Here is a 15,427-nt window from a genome sequence, read left to right on the forward strand (position 1 = left end):
CTACGACACCTGCAGCTGCGTGGTCGCGGGCGACGGGCACACGAGGAACGCGTGACCCTCGTCACGCTGCGTCGTGTGATCCGCCAGTCCGCGGCCGCAGAGCGGGCACGCGGCCGTCTGCGTCTTCGGGGACTCCTGCTCGTACGGGCCGAGCGGGGGTGGACCGAAGACCGGCAGCAGCTTGGCGTCCAGCCACTCCGCCGCCCGCCCGGCGCGCGCGCCGAGCCGACCCTCCACCTTCACCATGACTCCATGGTAGATCGGCAGGGGCGCTAACGGTCGGCGAAGTTGCCGCTCTCCGCCTCCTCCTCGCGCATGATGAACATGCCGCCGGTGCGCTGGCTGGAGTGCAGCAGCGCCTCCATCCACCGGTCGTTCAGCTTGGGCGGCCGGCTGCCGCTGAACACGAACGCCATGGACACCTCGCGGCTGATCCAGAGACTCATCCGGCCGCCGCCCTGCTCAGGCGGGATCTGCCAGTTGAGCAGGAAGCTCTCATGCCGCCGCAGCTTCGTGACGATCGCGATCTTCACGTGCGAGAGCGTGCGGTCGTCGAACTCGTACTCCTGCGAAGCGCCGTAGATCAGCCGTCCCATGCGTCACGCCTCCCTCTTGCGCGTGCGCGCAGTGCGGTACGTCCCCTCCGGGATCTCCTCCCGGATCTCGGCGCGGATGTTGTCGTCGAGCATGAGGCCGCTGTTGCTGTTGGCCTTCTCCGTCAGGATGCCGAGCCACTCCCGGTTGAGTTCGGGGAGGCGGGGATGCGCGAACACGAACTGGATGCTGATCGACGGGTCGAGCCACACCGAGCGCAGCGTGCCCTCCTCGCTGCTGGTGCGATCGGTCCAGATCAGGAGGAAGCCCTCCCGTCGGCGCAGCTTGGTCGCGATCACGGCCTGCAGGTGGGCCAGCACACGGTCGTCGAAGGTGAATCCGTCCGCGCCGTCGTAGATCAGGGTTCCCATCGAGTCCTCTCCGAGACCGAGTTTCCCGATCGGACCGCGCGTCGTCAAGTCAGCGTGTGCGCGCGGCGTAAAGTCCGGCCATGGACGCTCTCACGCGAACCATCAAGGCGGCCCTTCTCTACGAGGACGGCGTCACCCTGGACAGCGTCGTGGTCGTGCCCCTGATCGGAGGCTGTCCGCCGGGTGAGATCCGCGTCGCCACCACGTTCGCCGGCGCCCTCGCCTACGACGTGTACGAGCTCGCGGACGACGAGGAGTACTCGGCGATGCCGGCGTACCCGTACCGTTCCACCATCCCCGTGACGACCGCGGACCTCGACGACTGAGCGCGGTTAGGCTGGCCGGGTGACTCCGCCGGCCGACCGCTCCCGCCCGGTGTCCGCGGCCGTCGCGGCCCTCAGCCTCGGCACGCTGCTCAACCCGCTCAACTCGTCGATGATCGCGGTCGCGCTCGTGCCGCTGCAACGCGACTTCGACGTCGACGTGACGACGGTCACCTGGGTGGTGACCGCCTTCTACCTCGCATCGGCGGCCGGCCAGCCGCTCATGGGCCGGCTGGCCGACCGGTTCGGCCCGCGCCGACTGTTCCTGTTCGGGATGCTGGTCGTGGCGCTCGCGTGCGCGCTGACGCCGTTCGCCACCTCGTTCGCCGCGGTGTGCCTCGGCCGGGTCGCACTCGCCATCGGGACTGCGCCCGCGTTCCCGTCGGCCATCGCCATGCTCCGCTCCCTCTCCTCGGCGAGCCAGGTCGGCACCCCGCGCCTGCTCGGCCGCATCCAGATCGCGAACACCGCCGGCGCCGCGGTCGGCCCGGTGCTGGGCGGAGCGCTCGTCACCTTCCTCGGCTGGCAGGCGATCTTCTGGGTCAACGTCCCGCTCGCCGCGTTGGCCTTCGCCGGCGTGTGGATCGCCGCCCCGCGCGACGCCGAGCGCGAGCGGACCCCGCTCTCCCGCACCCTGATCGAGTCGGACATCCCCGGCATCCTGCTGTTCATCGCCACCCTGACGTCGCTGCTGGTGTTCCTGCTCGACCTGCACCCGCAGCCGCTGTGGTGGCTGCTGCCGGTCGCGGTCCTCGCGGGCGCCGGGTTCGTGTGGCGCGAGCTGCGCACGCGGACGCCGTTCCTCGACCTGCGCCTCCTGGCCGCGAACCGGCGGCTGATGACGATCTACCTGTGCTTCGCGATCTTCAACATCGTCTACTACTCGGCGTTCTTCGGCCTGCCGCAGTACCTGCAGTCGCACGGAGGCTACTCGGCGGGGATAGCGGGCCTCCTGATGTTCCCGCTGGCCGCGGTCACGACCGTCGTGACGCCCTTCGCCGCCCGGATGATCGAACGCGTCGGCCTCCGCCCCACCCTGCTCGGCGGCGCGGGCGCCCTGATCGCCGGAGCCGCGCTGCTCGCGGTGGGCGCCGCCTCCACCGCGTCGTGGGTGGTGCTTCTATTGACGGCGGCGCTCGGCGTGCCGTACGCGGTCGTCAGCATCGCGATGAACCAGGCCCTGTACGCCTCGGCCCGCCCCGAGGACAGCGGCGTCGCCGCGGGCATCTTCCAGACCTCCCGCTACGTCGGCGCGATCATCGCCACGACCCTCCTGGGCCTGCTGTTCAGCGCCGGCACCACCCCGGGAAGCTGGCTCACCGCGGTCTCGGTCGCGTCGGCGCTGGCGGTCGTGCACCTCGTGCTGCTGGTGTTCTCGCGTCCGCGGTCGGGTGGCCGGAGGGATGGTGGGGGCGCGGAGGCTGCGGCAGGGTGACGGCGGCGCGGCAGCGCGAAGCATCTGGCGGGCGCACTCAGAACGCGTCCCGACGGCCGCACCTCGCGACATCGCCGTAAGCGCTCGGCCGCCTCACGCCACGGCGCGCTCACACCACACCGGCTCACGCCACGCCGGCTCACGCCACGGCGGCTCGCGTCCCCGACGCCGCGTCGCGCCCCTGGGCGTTGCGCGCACAGCCCGGATTCACGCACACCCACACGCTCGCCACGACCCAGCTGCCGCCGAGCGAGGGCACCAGCCTCCGCTGCGCCGCCAGTCGTCCGCCGCATCCTGCACATCGACCCGTGTCCGCCGCCATCGCGATCACCTCGTCCCCATCGCACCCTCCTCCATGCTCCGCCCGGCGGGGAGGCTACGCAAGGTCCGCTGGTGCCACGCGCCCGGCGCCGCCCTACAATCCGTCGCATGGCGCTGTGGCCGGACCCCGAGCACCTCCTGGTGCAGCTCGGACTGCTGCTGCTGGCGTTCATCCTCACCGGGCTCATCGGCATCGAGCGCGAGCGCCGACTGAAGAGCGCCGGCCTGCGCACCCACATCCTCGTCGGGCTGGGCGCCGCACTGTTCACGCTGGTCTCGGCCTACGGTTTCACCGCGCTCGGCCTCGGCCCGACGGACCCCTCGCGCATCGCCGCGCAGGTCGTCACCGGAATCGGCTTCGTGGGCGCCGGCGTCATCTTCGTGAACCGCGGCAACGTCGTCGGCCTCACGACGGCCGCGTCGATCTGGGTCACGGCGGCCGTCGGGATGGCGTGCGGCGCAGGCCTGCCGGTCCTCGCCGTCGCCGGCACGGTCCTCCACCTCCTCGCCGTCGGCTCGCTGCCGATGGCCGAGCGGATGCTGCGCCGCACCACCGGCGTCACGCTCACCGTGCGCGTCCTCCGCGGGGGCACGGCCGTGCGCGACGTGCTGGACCGCTGCGCCGCGAGCAGCACCAAGACCCGGATCGACGAGCTGCGGGAGGCGCCCGACGGCGCAGCCCTCGAGTTCTCCATCCGCGTCCGCGGACGAAGACCCGAGGCGAACCGCCTGGTGGCCGACCTCGCCGAGATCGTCGGGGTGACCGGGATCACGGCGTTGGACGATCGGGCGGTGTGAGAGGCGCGGGGCCCCTCGCCCGCGCCCGCGCCCGCGGACGCAGCGAAGCCGGCGGGCCCGACCGCCGGCTTCGACCGTGTGTGCGCCGCTCTCAGGGCTCGGTGCGCTCGTGCTCGGCGCGCGGGTAGTTGCCGTTGCGCAGGTGCACGCTGCGGACGATCGGCGGGATGCCGTCGTGCTGCGTGCCGACGTACGCTCCCACCACCTCCGGCCGCGGTCCGGCCTGCTCCGCGCGGCGCGTGTACTGACCGTGCACCGCCCGTTCGCCGGCGACCGCTGGCGCGGTCAGGGTGTAACGCCCCTCCACGAGATCGCGTGCTTCGACCATGACCATCGCCTCCTTCTTCTCATTCGGTAGCGCCATTGTCGGTCGCCGCAGCCCGAAGGCAAGGGTGCGGCCGACGCTCGAAGCGACCTCCCACACTGTTCACACAATCGGGTGTTGTTCGGACGCTCCGCTTTGCTCACGCACTCGGCTTCGTGCCCGTGGGCGCCCACCCGGTACGTTCGTTGCGTGGATGTCGACGTTCCCACCTCCCTCGGCCCCGGTCGCCTCGTCGTGGCGCCCGCCGAACGGCCCCGCGCGGCGCTCTGGCTCGGGCACGGAGCGGGCGGGGGCATCGGCGCGGTCGACCTGGCGGCGCTCGCGGACCGGCTCCCGGAGCACGGCGTCACGGTGCTCCGGTACGAGCAGCCGTGGCGGGTCGCCGGACGCCGCGTCGCCCCGCGGCCGCAACAGCTCGACGTGGCATGGTTGGAGACCGCTCCCGCTGTCCGCGACCTCGTCGGCGGGCTTCCCCTCATCGTCGGCGGCCGCAGCGCCGGGGCCCGGGTCGCCTGCCGCACCGCGACCGAGCTCGGCGCGGCCGGGGTGGTCTGCCTCGCCTTCCCCCTCCACCCGCCGGGACACCCGGAGCGGTCGCGCTTGGAGGAGCTGCTCGCCCCCTCTGTGCCCGTGCTCGTCCTGCAGGGCGACCGCGACACGTTCGGCACCGCTGAGCATGTCCGGGCGGAGACCGCGGATGCCGCGAATGTGCGTGTGGTCCCCGTGCCCGGTGCCGACCACGGCATGAAAGTGCTTGCCTCGTCACCGCTGCGCCCGGCCGAGGTGGCCCGGCTCGTCGTGGACGAGGTCGCGGCGTTCGTGGCGGCGGTGAGCCGGTAGGGTCTCGTCGAACGCGATTAAGCAGCGGATGCCGCCTCGGCGTGACGGACGACCGCACGTGGTCGGCCCGCCCGCAACGCCAATTGCGCCCGGACCGCGCCGTCAGCGGTGGGTCGCGACCCCCGCGACCAGTTCGGCCATGACCTCGGCCGCCGTGGCTCCCCGGGCCAGCGCAGCGCCCTGACCCATCCACAGTGAGAGGAGGTCGGGCCGGTCCGCTGCGGCGGCCGCGCGCCGGAAGGCGCCGGTCAGGACGTTCTGCAGAGGGAAGGGCGCGATCGCGTCGCTCTCCTCCACGACGCGCACCGCGTGATTCGGAAGCCCGCGAGCGAAGCGTCCGCTCATGGCACGGGTGAGCACCGTCTCGTGGGCGTCGGAGGAGCGAATGCTGTCGCGATGAGAGTGGGGCGCCGCCGACTCCTCGGTGGCGAGGAACGCGGTCCCGACCTGAACGGCCTCGGCGCCGAGCGCAAGAGCCGCAGCCACACCGCGTCGATCGGCGATGCCACCGGCGGCGATGACGGGGACGTCGACGGCGTCCACCACCTGCGGGATCAGAGCCAGGCCCCCGACGAGGCTCTTCTCGGCCGGCAGCAGGAACGAGGGTCGGTGCCCGGCCGCCTCGAAGCCCGAGGCGACGATCGCGTCGACCCCGCCCGCCTCCAGCGCCAGCGCCTCGGGCACGGTCGTCGCAGCACCGATCACGAGGATGCCGCGCTCATGCGCCGCGCTGACGATCTCCGTCGGCGGGACTCCGAAGACGAAACTGAGGGCGGCCGGCCGAGCGTCGAGTGCCGCCTCCACCTGCTCCTCGAAGGCGGGCAGCAGCCGCTCCGCGTAGGGCGGCGGCTCGGCTCCCGCCTCGGCATAGAGCGTGCGGAGCGCCTCAGCGGCGTCGTCGTAGGTCTGACGGTCGGTGGGCTCGCCGAGCGGCCGCTCCCCCGGCCCCACCCACGGAAGCCACAGGTTCAGCGCGATCGGGCCGGACGTCCGGCGTCGCAGCTCGTCAGCCGTCTCCCGGATGCGGTCGGCGCTATAGCCGTACAGCCCGAACGAGCCGAGTCCGCCGGCCTCGGCGACCGCCGCCGTCAGGTTCACCGATGAGAGTCCACCGAACGGACCGAGCACGATGGGATGCCGGAGACCGAGCCGTTGCTGCAGCGACACGCTCACTCCTTCGCACAACCGATCGACACTCTCCGACCCTACGCGCTCCGGAGGTCGTCAGCGGCGGAGCGGTCCGCGGTCTCGTGAGCCCGTGCCTGCTCCTCCAGCGCGAGCTTGTCGATCCCGTGCATGTCGCGTTCCTCGCCCTCACCCGCACCATCCCCGGAGTCAGCGGTCGACTCTTCCGAGACGGGCGCGACCGCGGCAGAGCTGACAGGCTCGCCGGCGGTGACCGCACTCGGGGAATCGAGCTCACTCACGAGCTCGAACGCGGTCAGCTCGCGCGGCGACTCCTCGATGCCCTCGATGACGCCGATGACCTTCGACTCGTCGAGCGCGTTGAGCTTGCGTGCGGCGGGGAACACCTGCCGCTCGAGCGAGCCGACGAAGCCGTTGTAGTCCTTGATCGTCCGTTCCAGCGACCGGCCGAGCTTCTCGATGTGCCCGGCCGTTGTGGAGAGGCGGGTGTAGAGCGTGCGGCTGAGGTCGAACAACTGCTTCGCCTCCTGCGTCAGCACGTCCTGCTGCCAGCTGAACGCCACGGTCTTCAGCACCGACCACAGTGTGACCGGCGAGGCGAGCGCCACGCGCTTGCCGAAGGCGAACTCCATGATCGACGGGTCCGCCTCCAGCGCCGACGACACCAGGGACTCACTCGGGATGAAGGCGATCACCAGCTCCGGCGACGACTCCAGCCCGGTCCAGTAGGCCTTGTTGCCCAGCGCGGTGATGTGGTCGCGGACCGCCTTCACGTGCTGCTTCAGGAGCGCGTCGCGCTGTGCCCGCTCGGAACCGGTCGCCGTGGCCGGGATCTGGCTGGCCTCCAGGTAGGAGTTGAACGGAACCTTCGCGTCGAGGGCGATGCTCTTGCCGCCGGGGAGGTGCACGATCATGTCGGGGCGCCCGGAGCCGGATTCGGACTGGATGCTGGACTGCACCGAGAAGTCGACGCGCTCGATGAGCCCCGCCGCCTCCACGACGCTGCGCAGCTGGGTCTCGCCCCAGACGCCACGCGTGCTGTTGGAGCGGAGGGCCGACGCCAGCGCCTCCGCGGTGCTGCGGAGGCGCTCCTCCGACTCCGCCGCCGTGCGCAGCTGCTGCGTCAGCTGGCCGTGCTGCTCGTGACGCTGCGTCTCGAGCTCGACGACCTTGCGCTGCATCTCGGTGAGCGTCTGGCGCACCGGCGCGAGCGCCTCCAGGACCTTGCTCTCCGCTCGCTCGCGGGCCGTGCGCTCCTGGGCCTCCGTGCGTTCGCGCTCGGCGCGCTCCTGCGCCTCCGCCCGCTGCCGCTCGAGCAGCTCGCGGTACTGCTCCTGGGCGCCGCGCAACTGCTCCTGCAGCGCGTCGACGCGCGTGTGCGCCGCGGCGAGATCGGTGCGGATCTCGGCCTGCACGGCGGCCTCCGCCGCCCGCACCTCCGCCAGCTCGGTCGCATGGCGCGCCTCGATGACGGCGGGGTCGACCTGCACCGCCGCGGTGTCTGCGGATGGGCGCCGGCGGAGCACGGAGGCGACGACCGTGCCCGCCGCGGCACCGCCGACGACGAGGCCGAGCACGAGTCCGAGGAGGAGGGCGAGGATGTCCATGGCCTCAGTGTGTCAGGGGCGTCCGACACCGGACGCGCGCGACGCCGATCCGTGGAGAACCCGCGGACGCTCGGCGCCTGTGGATGGCGTGACCGGCTGCCGCGACCGGCTCAACCCGCGACCGGCTCAACCCGCGACCGACTCAGCCCGCCACGCGCTCAGGCCGCGACCGGCATCCCGATCCGCCCGACGCGGGCGCCGCACAGCTCCGCCAGGTCGTCGATGGTGGCCGCCCCGTGGCGTCGTGCCGCGTGGACCACGATGGCCGCGCAGGCCTCCGCGTCCGCCAGGGCGTCGTGGTGGTGGAAGTCCTCGAACCCTGCGGCCATCGCAGCGACCGGAAGACGGTAGGACTCCAGCGAGTAGGTGCGCCGTGCGACCTGCAGGCTGCAGAGATAGCGGTACTCCGGGCACTCGACGGCCGTGGCCGCGCAGGCCGCACGGATGACGCCCATGTCGAACCCGGCGTTGTGGGCGACCAGGTGGTCGTCCTCCGCGAAGGCGACCAGATCCGCGAGCTGTTCCACCCACCCCAGAGCGTCGACCACCTGCTCCGGCTGGATGCCGTGGATGCGCACGTTCCACTCCTGGAAGTGGTCGTGCCCGAACGGCGGGCGGATCAGCCAGCCGGCGCGGTCGACCACCTTGCCGTCGCGGACCTTGATCAGCCCCACCGAGCACGCGGAGGCGGCGGAGGAGTTGGCGGTCTCGAAGTCGATGGCGGTGAAGTCCAGGGTCACGGTGTGATGCTCGCACGGCCCACCGACGAGGTCGCGGAGGCCGTCCGCGTGCCGCGCCATCCGGCGCCCGCGGCGGCGCCCCAGCCGATCCACGGCCGCGCGGTTCCCCACAGCCTCCCCGTCAGAACACGTTCTCCACCGATTTCGGCGACCCCTCCCGGTCCTCCGGACACGCTGCGTAGCATCAGGCCATGCGCCAGAGAAACGACCGCGAAGCCCACGCCGCCTCCTTCGACCAGGCGGCTGAGGTGTACGACGCCGCCCGCCCCTCCTACCCCGCCGAGGCGGTGTCGTGGCTGACCGACGGCATCGCGGGACCGGTGCTCGACCTCGGCGCCGGGACGGGCAAGCTGACCGCCGAGCTCGCCTCCCGGGGGTTCGAGGTGACGGCCGTCGACCCCTCGGAGCAGATGCTGCGGGTCCTCGCCGACCGGATCCCCGGAGTGGAGGTGCGGGTCGGAGGAGCGGAGGAGATCCCGCTCTCGGCCGCGTCGTTCTCTCTGGTGGTCGCGGCACAGGCCTGGCACTGGTTCGATGCGGGCAGGGCGACGTCCGAGGTGGCGCGGGTCCTCCGCCCGGGCGGACGACTGGGGCTGGTGTGGAACGACCGCGACGAGTCGGTCGACTGGGTGCGCGAGCTGGGCGAGCTGATGGGCTCGCCCGACGCCACCTACGGTGAGGACGAGGAGCCGCAGGTGCCCGAACCGTTCGGTCCGCTGGAACGGCACGACGTCACATGGGTGCAGCCGCTGTCCGTGGACGGGCTGCTCGACCTCGCGCGGTCGCGCAGCTACTTCATCACCAAGGATCCGGAGGCGCAGGCCGCCGTGATCGCCTCACTGCGGCGGCTGACGGCCGAGCATCCCGACCTGGCCGGGCGCGAGACGCTGGAGCTGCCGTACGTGACCCGCTGCTACCGGGCGACGCTGTCGTGACCGGCCGTCGCGTCGGCGTCGCCCGGGTGGCCCGTAGAATGGACGACCGTGGCTCTCACTATCGGTATCGTCGGGCTGCCCAACGTGGGCAAGTCCACCCTGTTCAATGCGCTGACCAAGAACACGGCGCTCGCCGCGAACTACCCGTTCGCGACGATCGAGCCGAACGTCGGCGTGGTGAACCTGCCCGACCCCCGCCTCGACACCCTCGCCGAGCTGTTCTCGAGCGAGCGGATCGTGCCGGCGCCGGTGTCGTTCGTCGACATCGCCGGCATCGTGAAGGGCGCGAGCGAGGGTGAGGGCCTCGGCAACAAGTTCCTCGCGAACATCCGCGAGGCGGACGCCATCGCGCAGGTGGTCCGCGGCTTCAGCGACCCCGACGTCGTCCACGTCGCCGGCAAGGTCGACGCGGCCGGTGACATGGAGACGATCAACACCGAGCTGATCCTCGCCGACCTGCAGACCCTCGAGAAGGCGGAGACGCGGTACGAGAAGGAGGTCAAGGGCCGCAAGCTGGAGCCGGTCGTCCTCGAGACCACGCGCGAGGCGATCGCGTACCTGAACGACGGTAAGCCGCTGTCGGCCTCCACGATCGACCTCGAGCCGATCAAGGAGCTCGGGCTGCTCACGGCAAAGCCGTTCATCTACGTGTTCAACGTGGATGAGGACGTCCTCACCGACGAGTCCCGCCGCGCACAGCTCGCCGCCCTGGTCGCCCCTGCGCAGGCCGTGTTCCTCGACGCCAAGCTCGAGTCCGAGCTGATCGACCTCGACGCGGCCGACGCCGCGGAACTCCTCGCCTCCACCGGCCAGGAGGAGAGCGGCCTCGACCAGCTCGCCCGCATCGGCTTCGACACCCTCGGCCTGCAGACCTACCTCACGGCCGGCCCGAAGGAGTCGCGCGCCTGGACCATCCACAAGGGCTGGAAGGCCCCGCAGGCGGCCGGTGTCATCCACACCGACTTCGAGAAGGGCTTCATCAAGGCCGAGGTCATCTCCTTCGACGACCTCGTCGAGGCCGGCAGCATCGCCGAGGCCCGCTCCCGCGGCAAGGCCCGCATGGAGGGCAAGGACTACGTCATGCAGGACGGCGACGTGGTGGAGTTCCGCTTCAACGTCTGAGCCGGGCCGCCCGGCTTCTGCCAAAGTGGCGATATGGAGGCTGACAAGACGCAACGGATGCGCCTGGCAGCAAGGACCCTCCCAGCGGTCTGCATCCTGCTGTCGACCTGGCTTCTCATGTGGCTCGCTCTGGGCCTTCCGACGCTGTGCGCGCTCGCGTATCCGTGCCCCGCACCGGACGTTCGCGTCGCTCCGACGCTGCTCTTCGGCGGCCTCATGCTCGTGCCCGCCGCGGCCCTGGTCATCACTGCTCGAGGCGACGACTGGGGTTGGGTGCGCACGCTCTCGTACATCGTGATCGTGGGGTTGGCGGTCGTCGGATTGGGTGTGGTGCTGTTCTCGGGTGGGTTCACCATCCCGCTGACCTATTGACTGGCACCCGCCCCACTCACGGCAAATCGAGCTCCAACCGCGGCCCCGCGAACCGCTCCGCGAGCAATCGCCCGTTCACCAGCAGGGCCGACGCATCCTGCTCCACCGCCGCGTCCCTCATGCTCTGCGCGGCGGATTCGAGGGCGTCGAGTTGCGCGAGCAGCGCTTGGGCAGGCGTGAGGCCGCCGGCCAGCACGTGTTCGGCAGCCCATTCGGGCGGGAGTGCGAGGTAGGCCCGCAGCGTGTCCGGGAGGTAGACGGTCGCCGCCAGCCGCACGGTCGCGTCCGGCTCGCCCGACCCGGCCACTCGCGCAAGGGTCTCGGCGAGCAGCGCGCCGATCCGTCCGACCGCCGCGACAGCCTCCCCGGGCACGCGGCGTCCGAGACGCGCAGCGAGCGTCAAGAGGTCTCGCGCGGGGTCGGCGCCATCCACGTGGACCTCCGATCCGGGCGGCAGGATGCCCAGCTTCTGCAGCGCACGCGCGGCGTCCGCCGAGTCCTCTGCGGCGCGGACGGCGAGATCGTCGACGAGCTCGGCGAAGGCCGTCAGCCAGCGGCCGAAGGTGATCGAGTGGTTCGAGAGCACCACGCCCGCGTAGCACTCCTCCACCTCGGCGATCCATCGGCCACCTGGCTCCTGTCGCAGCGACAGCGCCTCCCTCTCCCCCGACAGCCGCAGCCGGGTGATCGCGCCGGGGCGGCGGCCCAACCAGTCGGAGAGTGTGCGCGTGCGCTCGACCACGAGCACGCTTCCGGCGACGTCGTCCGGGAGTGCGCGCGTGACGCTGCCGACCAGTTCGCGCACGAGGAACTCCGGGTCGGGATCCGTTCCCGCTCGCCGCAGCCTGTCGAGCTCCATGCCTGTGCTCCCACAACGCGCCAGTCCTGGCAGGGCATCCATCGGATGCCTCACGCGCTCATCCAAGCACGTCCGGCTCCCGTGCAAAACAGGCCGCGGGCGCCTCGAAGCGACCGCCCAGGTGAGGAGCCGTGGAGGAGTGGCAAGGCCCGCATGGAGGGCAAGGAGAAGTCAACGGCGCCGGGAGAGACACACCGTGGCAGCCGCGGTCCCTCCGAAGCCAGCGAAAAGAGGGGATACCACCGGGTCGGCCTCTGCCATGTTCAACACAGCCGATAATCGACCGGACACGCGCCTCCCTTCCGGTCGCCCCGCAGCGCTCGCACCCTCGTCCGGCGGATCGCGCTGCGCATCCCGTTTTGGGGATCACAGCCAGCATCCCGGCTCCGTCAGACTACGAGTCGGATCGACAGACGATCCGATGAGAGGAATGGCGATGTCCGCAGATGCACAGGCCGGATGGTACGACGACGGCTCCGGGACGATGAGGTGGTGGGACGGCCAGACCTGGACGGATCGGGTGCAGCCGCCGGCCCCCGCGGCCGGGGGCATCTCGGGGATCGTCGACCGCATCGAGGCGGAGTCCGTCGCCGGAGGCCGGCCGCGGCCGGCGCCCGCCGGCATGGACTACGTCGTCCTCCAGGTGATCCTGAAGGAGAAGCTCTGGGGAACCGGGTCGGGCAATCTGACCGAGCTCGAGAAGGCCATCAACAAGCAGGCCGCGCTCGGCTACCGGCTGCACACCATCTCCACAGCCGCTTCGGGGAGCAAGGGGCTCGGCGGCGGCGACCGCATCCAGGCCACCATGGTGTTCGAGCGGATCGTCTGACGCCGCACCCGAACTCCCTCCACAGCTGAGCGGTTTTCGAGAAGTCGCGCCGCCGCTCCTCCCACTAGCGTTGGTTCCGATCCCGCACACAGCGCCACCCACCGACTCAGGAGGCCAGCACACATGCCGTACACCGTCGATTTCGTGAACGTCTCCACGACCGGGCTCGAGTCGTCGCCCGTTGCGGACGCCCTCGCCGGGCTGCGCGCGAACGAGGCGCGGTACTTCAAGAACAAGTACGAGCACGACTTCACCGTCGACACGCCGGAGGAGGCGCCGGAGGTGCTGGAGCGGATCAGCCGGATCCTGAAGGAGGAGCGCGACATCGTGATCGCCTCCCCCGCGCTCAATCTCAGCGAGTTCGAGGTGGGCGGCGTGCGGTGGTCGTACGTGTTCTACGAGTCGGGGCTGTCGATCAACGTCCTCTACACGCTGGAGGAGGGCGGCAAGCGCGCCGTCGGGTTCAAGCTCTCCGACGGCATGGAGGTGCCGGAGGAGCTGTCCGCGTTCAAGTTCGCGCGGCAGAAGTCGAAGCTTGCCGGCACGATCCGCGGCTCGTTCTTCGTGCTGAAGGGCGAATACTGATTCCGCGCACCGGCCCCGCTCGCTAGCATCGCCGGCATGAAGGTGATGCTCCTCATGTGGTCGCACGGCAGGTACGAGGGCGGGGGCGCCGACGACTACGCGGCCTGGTCCGCGTTCGAGAACGATGCTCAGGAGGCCGGCGTCTTCGTCGACTCCGGCATGTTCGAGCCTGAGCAGGCGCGTATCGTCGGCACGGAACTCGACGCCGCCGCGGAGGACGCCCCAGAGCAGCCGATCGTCGCCGACGGCATGGTCGCCGCCGGCTACTACCTGCTGGACTGCGCCTCGCTCGACGAGGCCGAGGCCTGGGCCCGGCGCGCACCGCTGCACGGCAGGGTGGAGCTGCGGCCGCTCGTCGCGTTCTGAAGGCCGGTCCCGCGAGAGTCTCGCGCGACAAACCCGATGTCGGCCCCCTCCACTACGCTCACGCCATGACGATCGACGTCCTTCCCGCGACCGGGCGCTTCGACGACTTCGCGACCTTCATGGTGCCGCGCAAGCCGGGAGGCGGCGGCTGCGTGTGCATGTCGTACCGCGACGCCCGCCTGGGCATGCCGGAGCGCATCGCCTATATGGAAGACGAGTGCTCGCACGAGCCCGGGCCGGGCGTGCTCGCCTATCTCGACGGCGAGGTCGCGGGCTGGTGCTCGGTCGCACCCAAGTCGACGTACCGGAGGCTGCTGAACTCGCGCACGATCCCGCACCTCGACGAGGAGCGCGACCCGTGGTCGATCGTGTGCTTCGTCGTGCGCGGCGGCTTCCGCAAGCGCGGCCTCATGCACGATCTGCTCGACGGCGCGGTGGAGCACGCCCGGGCCTCCGGCGCGGAGCTGGTGGAGGGGTACCCGGTCGACGCCGGGCCCGAGCGGGTGGATGTGATCAGCGGTTACGTCGGCACCGTGCGGCTGTTCGAGGCGCACGGATTCCACCGGCTGCAGGAGACGGCCGCGCACTCCGGCGGCACGACCCGCTGGGTGATGCGGCGCGAGCTCTGAGCCCGCGCACGCACACCCGCGCAGCCTCTACAGCTGGTCCGCCTCCAGCCACTTCGCGGCCAGGTGGTCGGCGCTCACGCGGCGGATCGTGCCCGACTTCGAGCGCAGCACGATCGACTCGGTGCGGATGACCGGGCCCTTGCGGCGGACGCCGTCGACCAGGCCGCCGTCGGTGACGCCCGTGGCGACGAAGAAGGTGTTGTCGCCCTTCACCAGGTCGTCGGCGTCGTAGATGCGGTCCATGTCGAGGCCCGCCGCGATGCCGCCCGCGCGCTCCGCCTCGTCCTTGGGGGCGAGCTTGCCCTGCATGAAGCCGTCGAGCGCCTTGATCGCGCAGGCCGTGGTGATCCCCTCCGGGCTGCCGCCGATACCGACGCAGATGTCGATGCGCGACTCGTAGAGCGCGGCGTTGATGCCGCCGGCGACGTCGCCGTCGAGCAGGAGGCGCGTGCCGGCGCCGGCCGCGCGGATCTCCTCGATCAGGCCCTCGTGGCGGGGGCGGTCGAGCACGGCGACGCGGATCTCGCCGACCGGCTTCTTCTTCGCCTTCGCCAGCTCGCGGATGTTGTCGCCGATCGACTGCGACAGGTCGACGACGCCGCGTCCCTCCGGCCCGGTGACGATCTTGGACATGTAGAAGACGCTGGAGGCGTCGAGCATCGTTCCGCGGTCCGACACCGCGATCACCGAGAGCGCATTCGGGCGGCCGGCCGCGGTCAGCGAGGTCCCGTCGATCGGGTCGACGGCGATGTCGCAGGCGGGGCCGCGGCCGTTGCCGACGTGCTCCCCGTTGAAGAGCATGGGGGCGTTGTCCTTCTCGCCCTCGCCGATGACGATCAGGCCGTCGAAGTTGACCGTGCCGAGGAACTTGCGCATCGCGTCCACCGCCGCGCCGTCGGCCGCGTTCTTGTCGCCGCGCCCGATCCAGGGGGTCGCACGGATGGCCGCCGCCTCGGTCGCCCGCACCAGCTCCATCGCCAGGTTCCGATCGGGGTGGCTGAAGTGGGATGCGCTGTCGGTGGTGGTGGTCATGATGGGTCCTCCCGGACGGATTCGAACGACGGTGTCGGCGCCGCCGGCGACAGGGCGGCCGGCGACGTTGCCAGTGTAGCCAGCGGGGTGGTCGCGGGGGCCGGACCCGCACAGACGTTCACGCGCTGGACGCACACGCCGCGACGAGCAGGGGTCTTCGCATGCACAGGGGTCCCGACACGCCGCGCCGACGACGCG

20 protein-coding genes are annotated in these 15,427 nt (G+C 71.3%); 11 read left to right on the forward strand and 9 right to left on the reverse strand.

What is annotated here, in order from left to right:
• Genes P5G50_RS15050 through P5G50_RS15060 form a run of 3 tightly spaced genes read right to left on the reverse strand, consistent with a single transcriptional unit; the run spans nucleotide 1 to nucleotide 965 of the window.
• Nucleotides 1-246 (reverse strand): hypothetical protein, encoded by a 246-nt coding sequence (locus P5G50_RS15050; RefSeq protein ID WP_301212442.1) that lies wholly within the window; start codon nucleotides 244-246, stop codon nucleotides 1-3.
• A 26-nt stretch (nucleotides 247-272) separates the two neighbouring features.
• On the reverse strand, nucleotides 273-596 hold the full coding sequence (locus tag P5G50_RS15055; protein WP_301212441.1) for a DUF7882 family protein: 324 nt from the start codon (nucleotides 594-596) through the stop codon (nucleotides 273-275).
• Between the two features lie 3 nt (nucleotides 597-599).
• A complete protein-coding gene (locus tag P5G50_RS15060) occupies nucleotides 600-965 on the reverse strand; it encodes a DUF7882 family protein (RefSeq protein WP_301212440.1) in 366 nt (121 codons plus the stop codon).
• Between the two features lie 80 nt (nucleotides 966-1,045).
• Between P5G50_RS15060 and P5G50_RS15065 the strand changes: the two genes are divergently transcribed.
• From P5G50_RS15065 to P5G50_RS15075, 3 genes are all read left to right on the forward strand, one after another.
• Entirely contained in the window at nucleotides 1,046-1,291 is a 246-nt protein-coding gene (locus P5G50_RS15065) for a hypothetical protein (protein WP_301212438.1), read from the forward strand.
• Nucleotides 1,292-1,310: 19 nt separating this feature from the next.
• Nucleotides 1,311-2,723, forward strand: coding sequence for an MFS transporter (locus P5G50_RS15070; RefSeq protein WP_301212437.1), 1,413 nt, complete (start codon nucleotides 1,311-1,313; stop codon nucleotides 2,721-2,723).
• A 429-nt stretch (nucleotides 2,724-3,152) separates the two neighbouring features.
• Entirely contained in the window at nucleotides 3,153-3,842 is a 690-nt protein-coding gene (locus P5G50_RS15075; RefSeq protein ID WP_301212436.1) for an MgtC/SapB family protein, read from the forward strand.
• A 91-nt stretch (nucleotides 3,843-3,933) separates the two neighbouring features.
• On the opposite strand, the gene P5G50_RS15080 is transcribed toward P5G50_RS15075, so the two are convergent.
• Complete coding sequence (locus P5G50_RS15080; protein WP_301212435.1) at nucleotides 3,934-4,170, reverse strand: hypothetical protein; 237 nt, start codon at nucleotides 4,168-4,170, stop codon at nucleotides 3,934-3,936.
• Nucleotides 4,171-4,356: 186 nt separating this feature from the next.
• Here P5G50_RS15080 and P5G50_RS15085 point away from each other — a divergent pair, with 186 nt between their 5' ends.
• Nucleotides 4,357-5,007 carry an alpha/beta hydrolase family protein gene (locus P5G50_RS15085; RefSeq protein ID WP_301212434.1) on the forward strand — a complete coding sequence of 217 codons (651 nt, stop codon included), beginning with the start codon at nucleotides 4,357-4,359 and terminating at the stop codon, nucleotides 5,005-5,007.
• Nucleotides 5,008-5,109: 102 nt separating this feature from the next.
• Here P5G50_RS15085 and P5G50_RS15090 read toward each other — a convergent pair whose 3' ends face one another.
• From P5G50_RS15090 to P5G50_RS15100, 3 genes are all read right to left on the reverse strand, one after another.
• The gene (locus P5G50_RS15090) at nucleotides 5,110-6,168 is read right to left on the reverse strand and encodes an NAD(P)H-dependent flavin oxidoreductase (protein WP_301212519.1); all 1,059 of its coding nucleotides are present in this window, start codon (nucleotides 6,166-6,168) and stop codon (nucleotides 5,110-5,112) included.
• A 44-nt stretch (nucleotides 6,169-6,212) separates the two neighbouring features.
• Nucleotides 6,213-7,760 (reverse strand): DNA recombination protein RmuC, encoded by a 1,548-nt coding sequence (locus tag P5G50_RS15095; RefSeq protein ID WP_301212433.1) that lies wholly within the window; start codon nucleotides 7,758-7,760, stop codon nucleotides 6,213-6,215.
• Nucleotides 7,761-7,918: 158 nt separating this feature from the next.
• Complete coding sequence (locus tag P5G50_RS15100) at nucleotides 7,919-8,500, reverse strand: exonuclease domain-containing protein (protein WP_301212432.1); 582 nt, start codon at nucleotides 8,498-8,500, stop codon at nucleotides 7,919-7,921.
• A gap of 191 nt (nucleotides 8,501-8,691) precedes the next feature.
• Between P5G50_RS15100 and P5G50_RS15105 the strand changes: the two genes are divergently transcribed.
• Genes P5G50_RS15105 through P5G50_RS15115 form a run of 3 tightly spaced genes read left to right on the forward strand, consistent with a single transcriptional unit; the run spans nucleotide 8,692 to nucleotide 10,929 of the window.
• The gene (locus P5G50_RS15105; RefSeq protein ID WP_301212431.1) at nucleotides 8,692-9,435 is read left to right on the forward strand and encodes a class I SAM-dependent methyltransferase; all 744 of its coding nucleotides are present in this window, start codon (nucleotides 8,692-8,694) and stop codon (nucleotides 9,433-9,435) included.
• A gap of 48 nt (nucleotides 9,436-9,483) precedes the next feature.
• Complete coding sequence (gene ychF, locus P5G50_RS15110; RefSeq protein WP_301212430.1) at nucleotides 9,484-10,557, forward strand: redox-regulated ATPase YchF; 1,074 nt, start codon at nucleotides 9,484-9,486, stop codon at nucleotides 10,555-10,557.
• Nucleotides 10,558-10,590: 33 nt separating this feature from the next.
• Nucleotides 10,591-10,929 carry a hypothetical protein gene (locus tag P5G50_RS15115; protein ID WP_301212428.1) on the forward strand — a complete coding sequence of 113 codons (339 nt, stop codon included), beginning with the start codon at nucleotides 10,591-10,593 and terminating at the stop codon, nucleotides 10,927-10,929.
• A gap of 16 nt (nucleotides 10,930-10,945) precedes the next feature.
• Here P5G50_RS15115 and P5G50_RS15120 read toward each other — a convergent pair whose 3' ends face one another.
• Nucleotides 10,946-11,788: a hypothetical protein gene (locus P5G50_RS15120; protein WP_301212426.1), complete on the reverse strand. Its 843-nt coding sequence runs from the start codon at nucleotides 11,786-11,788 to the stop codon at nucleotides 10,946-10,948.
• A 436-nt stretch (nucleotides 11,789-12,224) separates the two neighbouring features.
• On the opposite strand from P5G50_RS15120, the gene P5G50_RS15125 reads away from it, so the two are divergent.
• From P5G50_RS15125 to P5G50_RS15140, 4 genes are all read left to right on the forward strand, one after another.
• On the forward strand, nucleotides 12,225-12,617 hold the full coding sequence (locus tag P5G50_RS15125) for a DUF2510 domain-containing protein (protein WP_301212424.1): 393 nt from the start codon (nucleotides 12,225-12,227) through the stop codon (nucleotides 12,615-12,617).
• Nucleotides 12,618-12,740: 123 nt separating this feature from the next.
• Complete coding sequence (locus tag P5G50_RS15130) at nucleotides 12,741-13,202, forward strand: phage tail protein (RefSeq protein WP_301212421.1); 462 nt, start codon at nucleotides 12,741-12,743, stop codon at nucleotides 13,200-13,202.
• A gap of 36 nt (nucleotides 13,203-13,238) precedes the next feature.
• The gene (locus P5G50_RS15135; protein WP_301212419.1) at nucleotides 13,239-13,568 is read left to right on the forward strand and encodes a YciI family protein; all 330 of its coding nucleotides are present in this window, start codon (nucleotides 13,239-13,241) and stop codon (nucleotides 13,566-13,568) included.
• A gap of 65 nt (nucleotides 13,569-13,633) precedes the next feature.
• Nucleotides 13,634-14,197 carry a GNAT family N-acetyltransferase gene (locus tag P5G50_RS15140; RefSeq protein ID WP_301212417.1) on the forward strand — a complete coding sequence of 188 codons (564 nt, stop codon included), beginning with the start codon at nucleotides 13,634-13,636 and terminating at the stop codon, nucleotides 14,195-14,197.
• Between the two features lie 27 nt (nucleotides 14,198-14,224).
• Here P5G50_RS15140 and glpX read toward each other — a convergent pair whose 3' ends face one another.
• The gene (glpX, locus tag P5G50_RS15145; RefSeq protein WP_301212416.1) at nucleotides 14,225-15,229 is read right to left on the reverse strand and encodes a class II fructose-bisphosphatase; all 1,005 of its coding nucleotides are present in this window, start codon (nucleotides 15,227-15,229) and stop codon (nucleotides 14,225-14,227) included.
• Nucleotides 15,230-15,427: the final 198 nt, after the last annotated feature.

The organism is Leifsonia williamsii (assembly GCF_030433685.1).
Classification (GTDB): Bacteria; Actinomycetota; Actinomycetes; order Actinomycetales; family Microbacteriaceae; genus Leifsonia; species Leifsonia williamsii.

Coding starts and splice junctions, on each gene's coding strand:
- P5G50_RS15065 (WP_301212438.1), top strand. CDS start 1,046: ATGGACGCTCTCACGCGAACCATCAAGGCGGCCCTTCTCTACGAGGAC.
- P5G50_RS15105 (WP_301212431.1), top strand. CDS start 8,692: ATGCGCCAGAGAAACGACCGCGAAGCCCACGCCGCCTCCTTCGACCAG.
- P5G50_RS15125 (WP_301212424.1), top strand. CDS start 12,225: ATGTCCGCAGATGCACAGGCCGGATGGTACGACGACGGCTCCGGGACG.
- P5G50_RS15055 (WP_301212441.1), bottom strand. CDS start 596: ATGGGACGGCTGATCTACGGCGCTTCGCAGGAGTACGAGTTCGACGAC.
- P5G50_RS15130 (WP_301212421.1), top strand. CDS start 12,741: ATGCCGTACACCGTCGATTTCGTGAACGTCTCCACGACCGGGCTCGAG.
- P5G50_RS15140 (WP_301212417.1), top strand. CDS start 13,634: ATGACGATCGACGTCCTTCCCGCGACCGGGCGCTTCGACGACTTCGCG.
- P5G50_RS15075 (WP_301212436.1), top strand. CDS start 3,153: ATGGCGCTGTGGCCGGACCCCGAGCACCTCCTGGTGCAGCTCGGACTG.
- P5G50_RS15050 (WP_301212442.1), bottom strand. CDS start 246: ATGGTGAAGGTGGAGGGTCGGCTCGGCGCGCGCGCCGGGCGGGCGGCG.
- P5G50_RS15080 (WP_301212435.1), bottom strand. CDS start 4,170: ATGGTCGAAGCACGCGATCTCGTGGAGGGGCGTTACACCCTGACCGCG.
- P5G50_RS15060 (WP_301212440.1), bottom strand. CDS start 965: ATGGGAACCCTGATCTACGACGGCGCGGACGGATTCACCTTCGACGAC.
- glpX (WP_301212416.1), bottom strand. CDS start 15,229: ATGACCACCACCACCGACAGCGCATCCCACTTCAGCCACCCCGATCGG.
- P5G50_RS15095 (WP_301212433.1), bottom strand. CDS start 7,760: ATGGACATCCTCGCCCTCCTCCTCGGACTCGTGCTCGGCCTCGTCGTC.
- P5G50_RS15135 (WP_301212419.1), top strand. CDS start 13,239: ATGAAGGTGATGCTCCTCATGTGGTCGCACGGCAGGTACGAGGGCGGG.
- P5G50_RS15120 (WP_301212426.1), bottom strand. CDS start 11,788: ATGGAGCTCGACAGGCTGCGGCGAGCGGGAACGGATCCCGACCCGGAG.
- P5G50_RS15115 (WP_301212428.1), top strand. CDS start 10,591: ATGGAGGCTGACAAGACGCAACGGATGCGCCTGGCAGCAAGGACCCTC.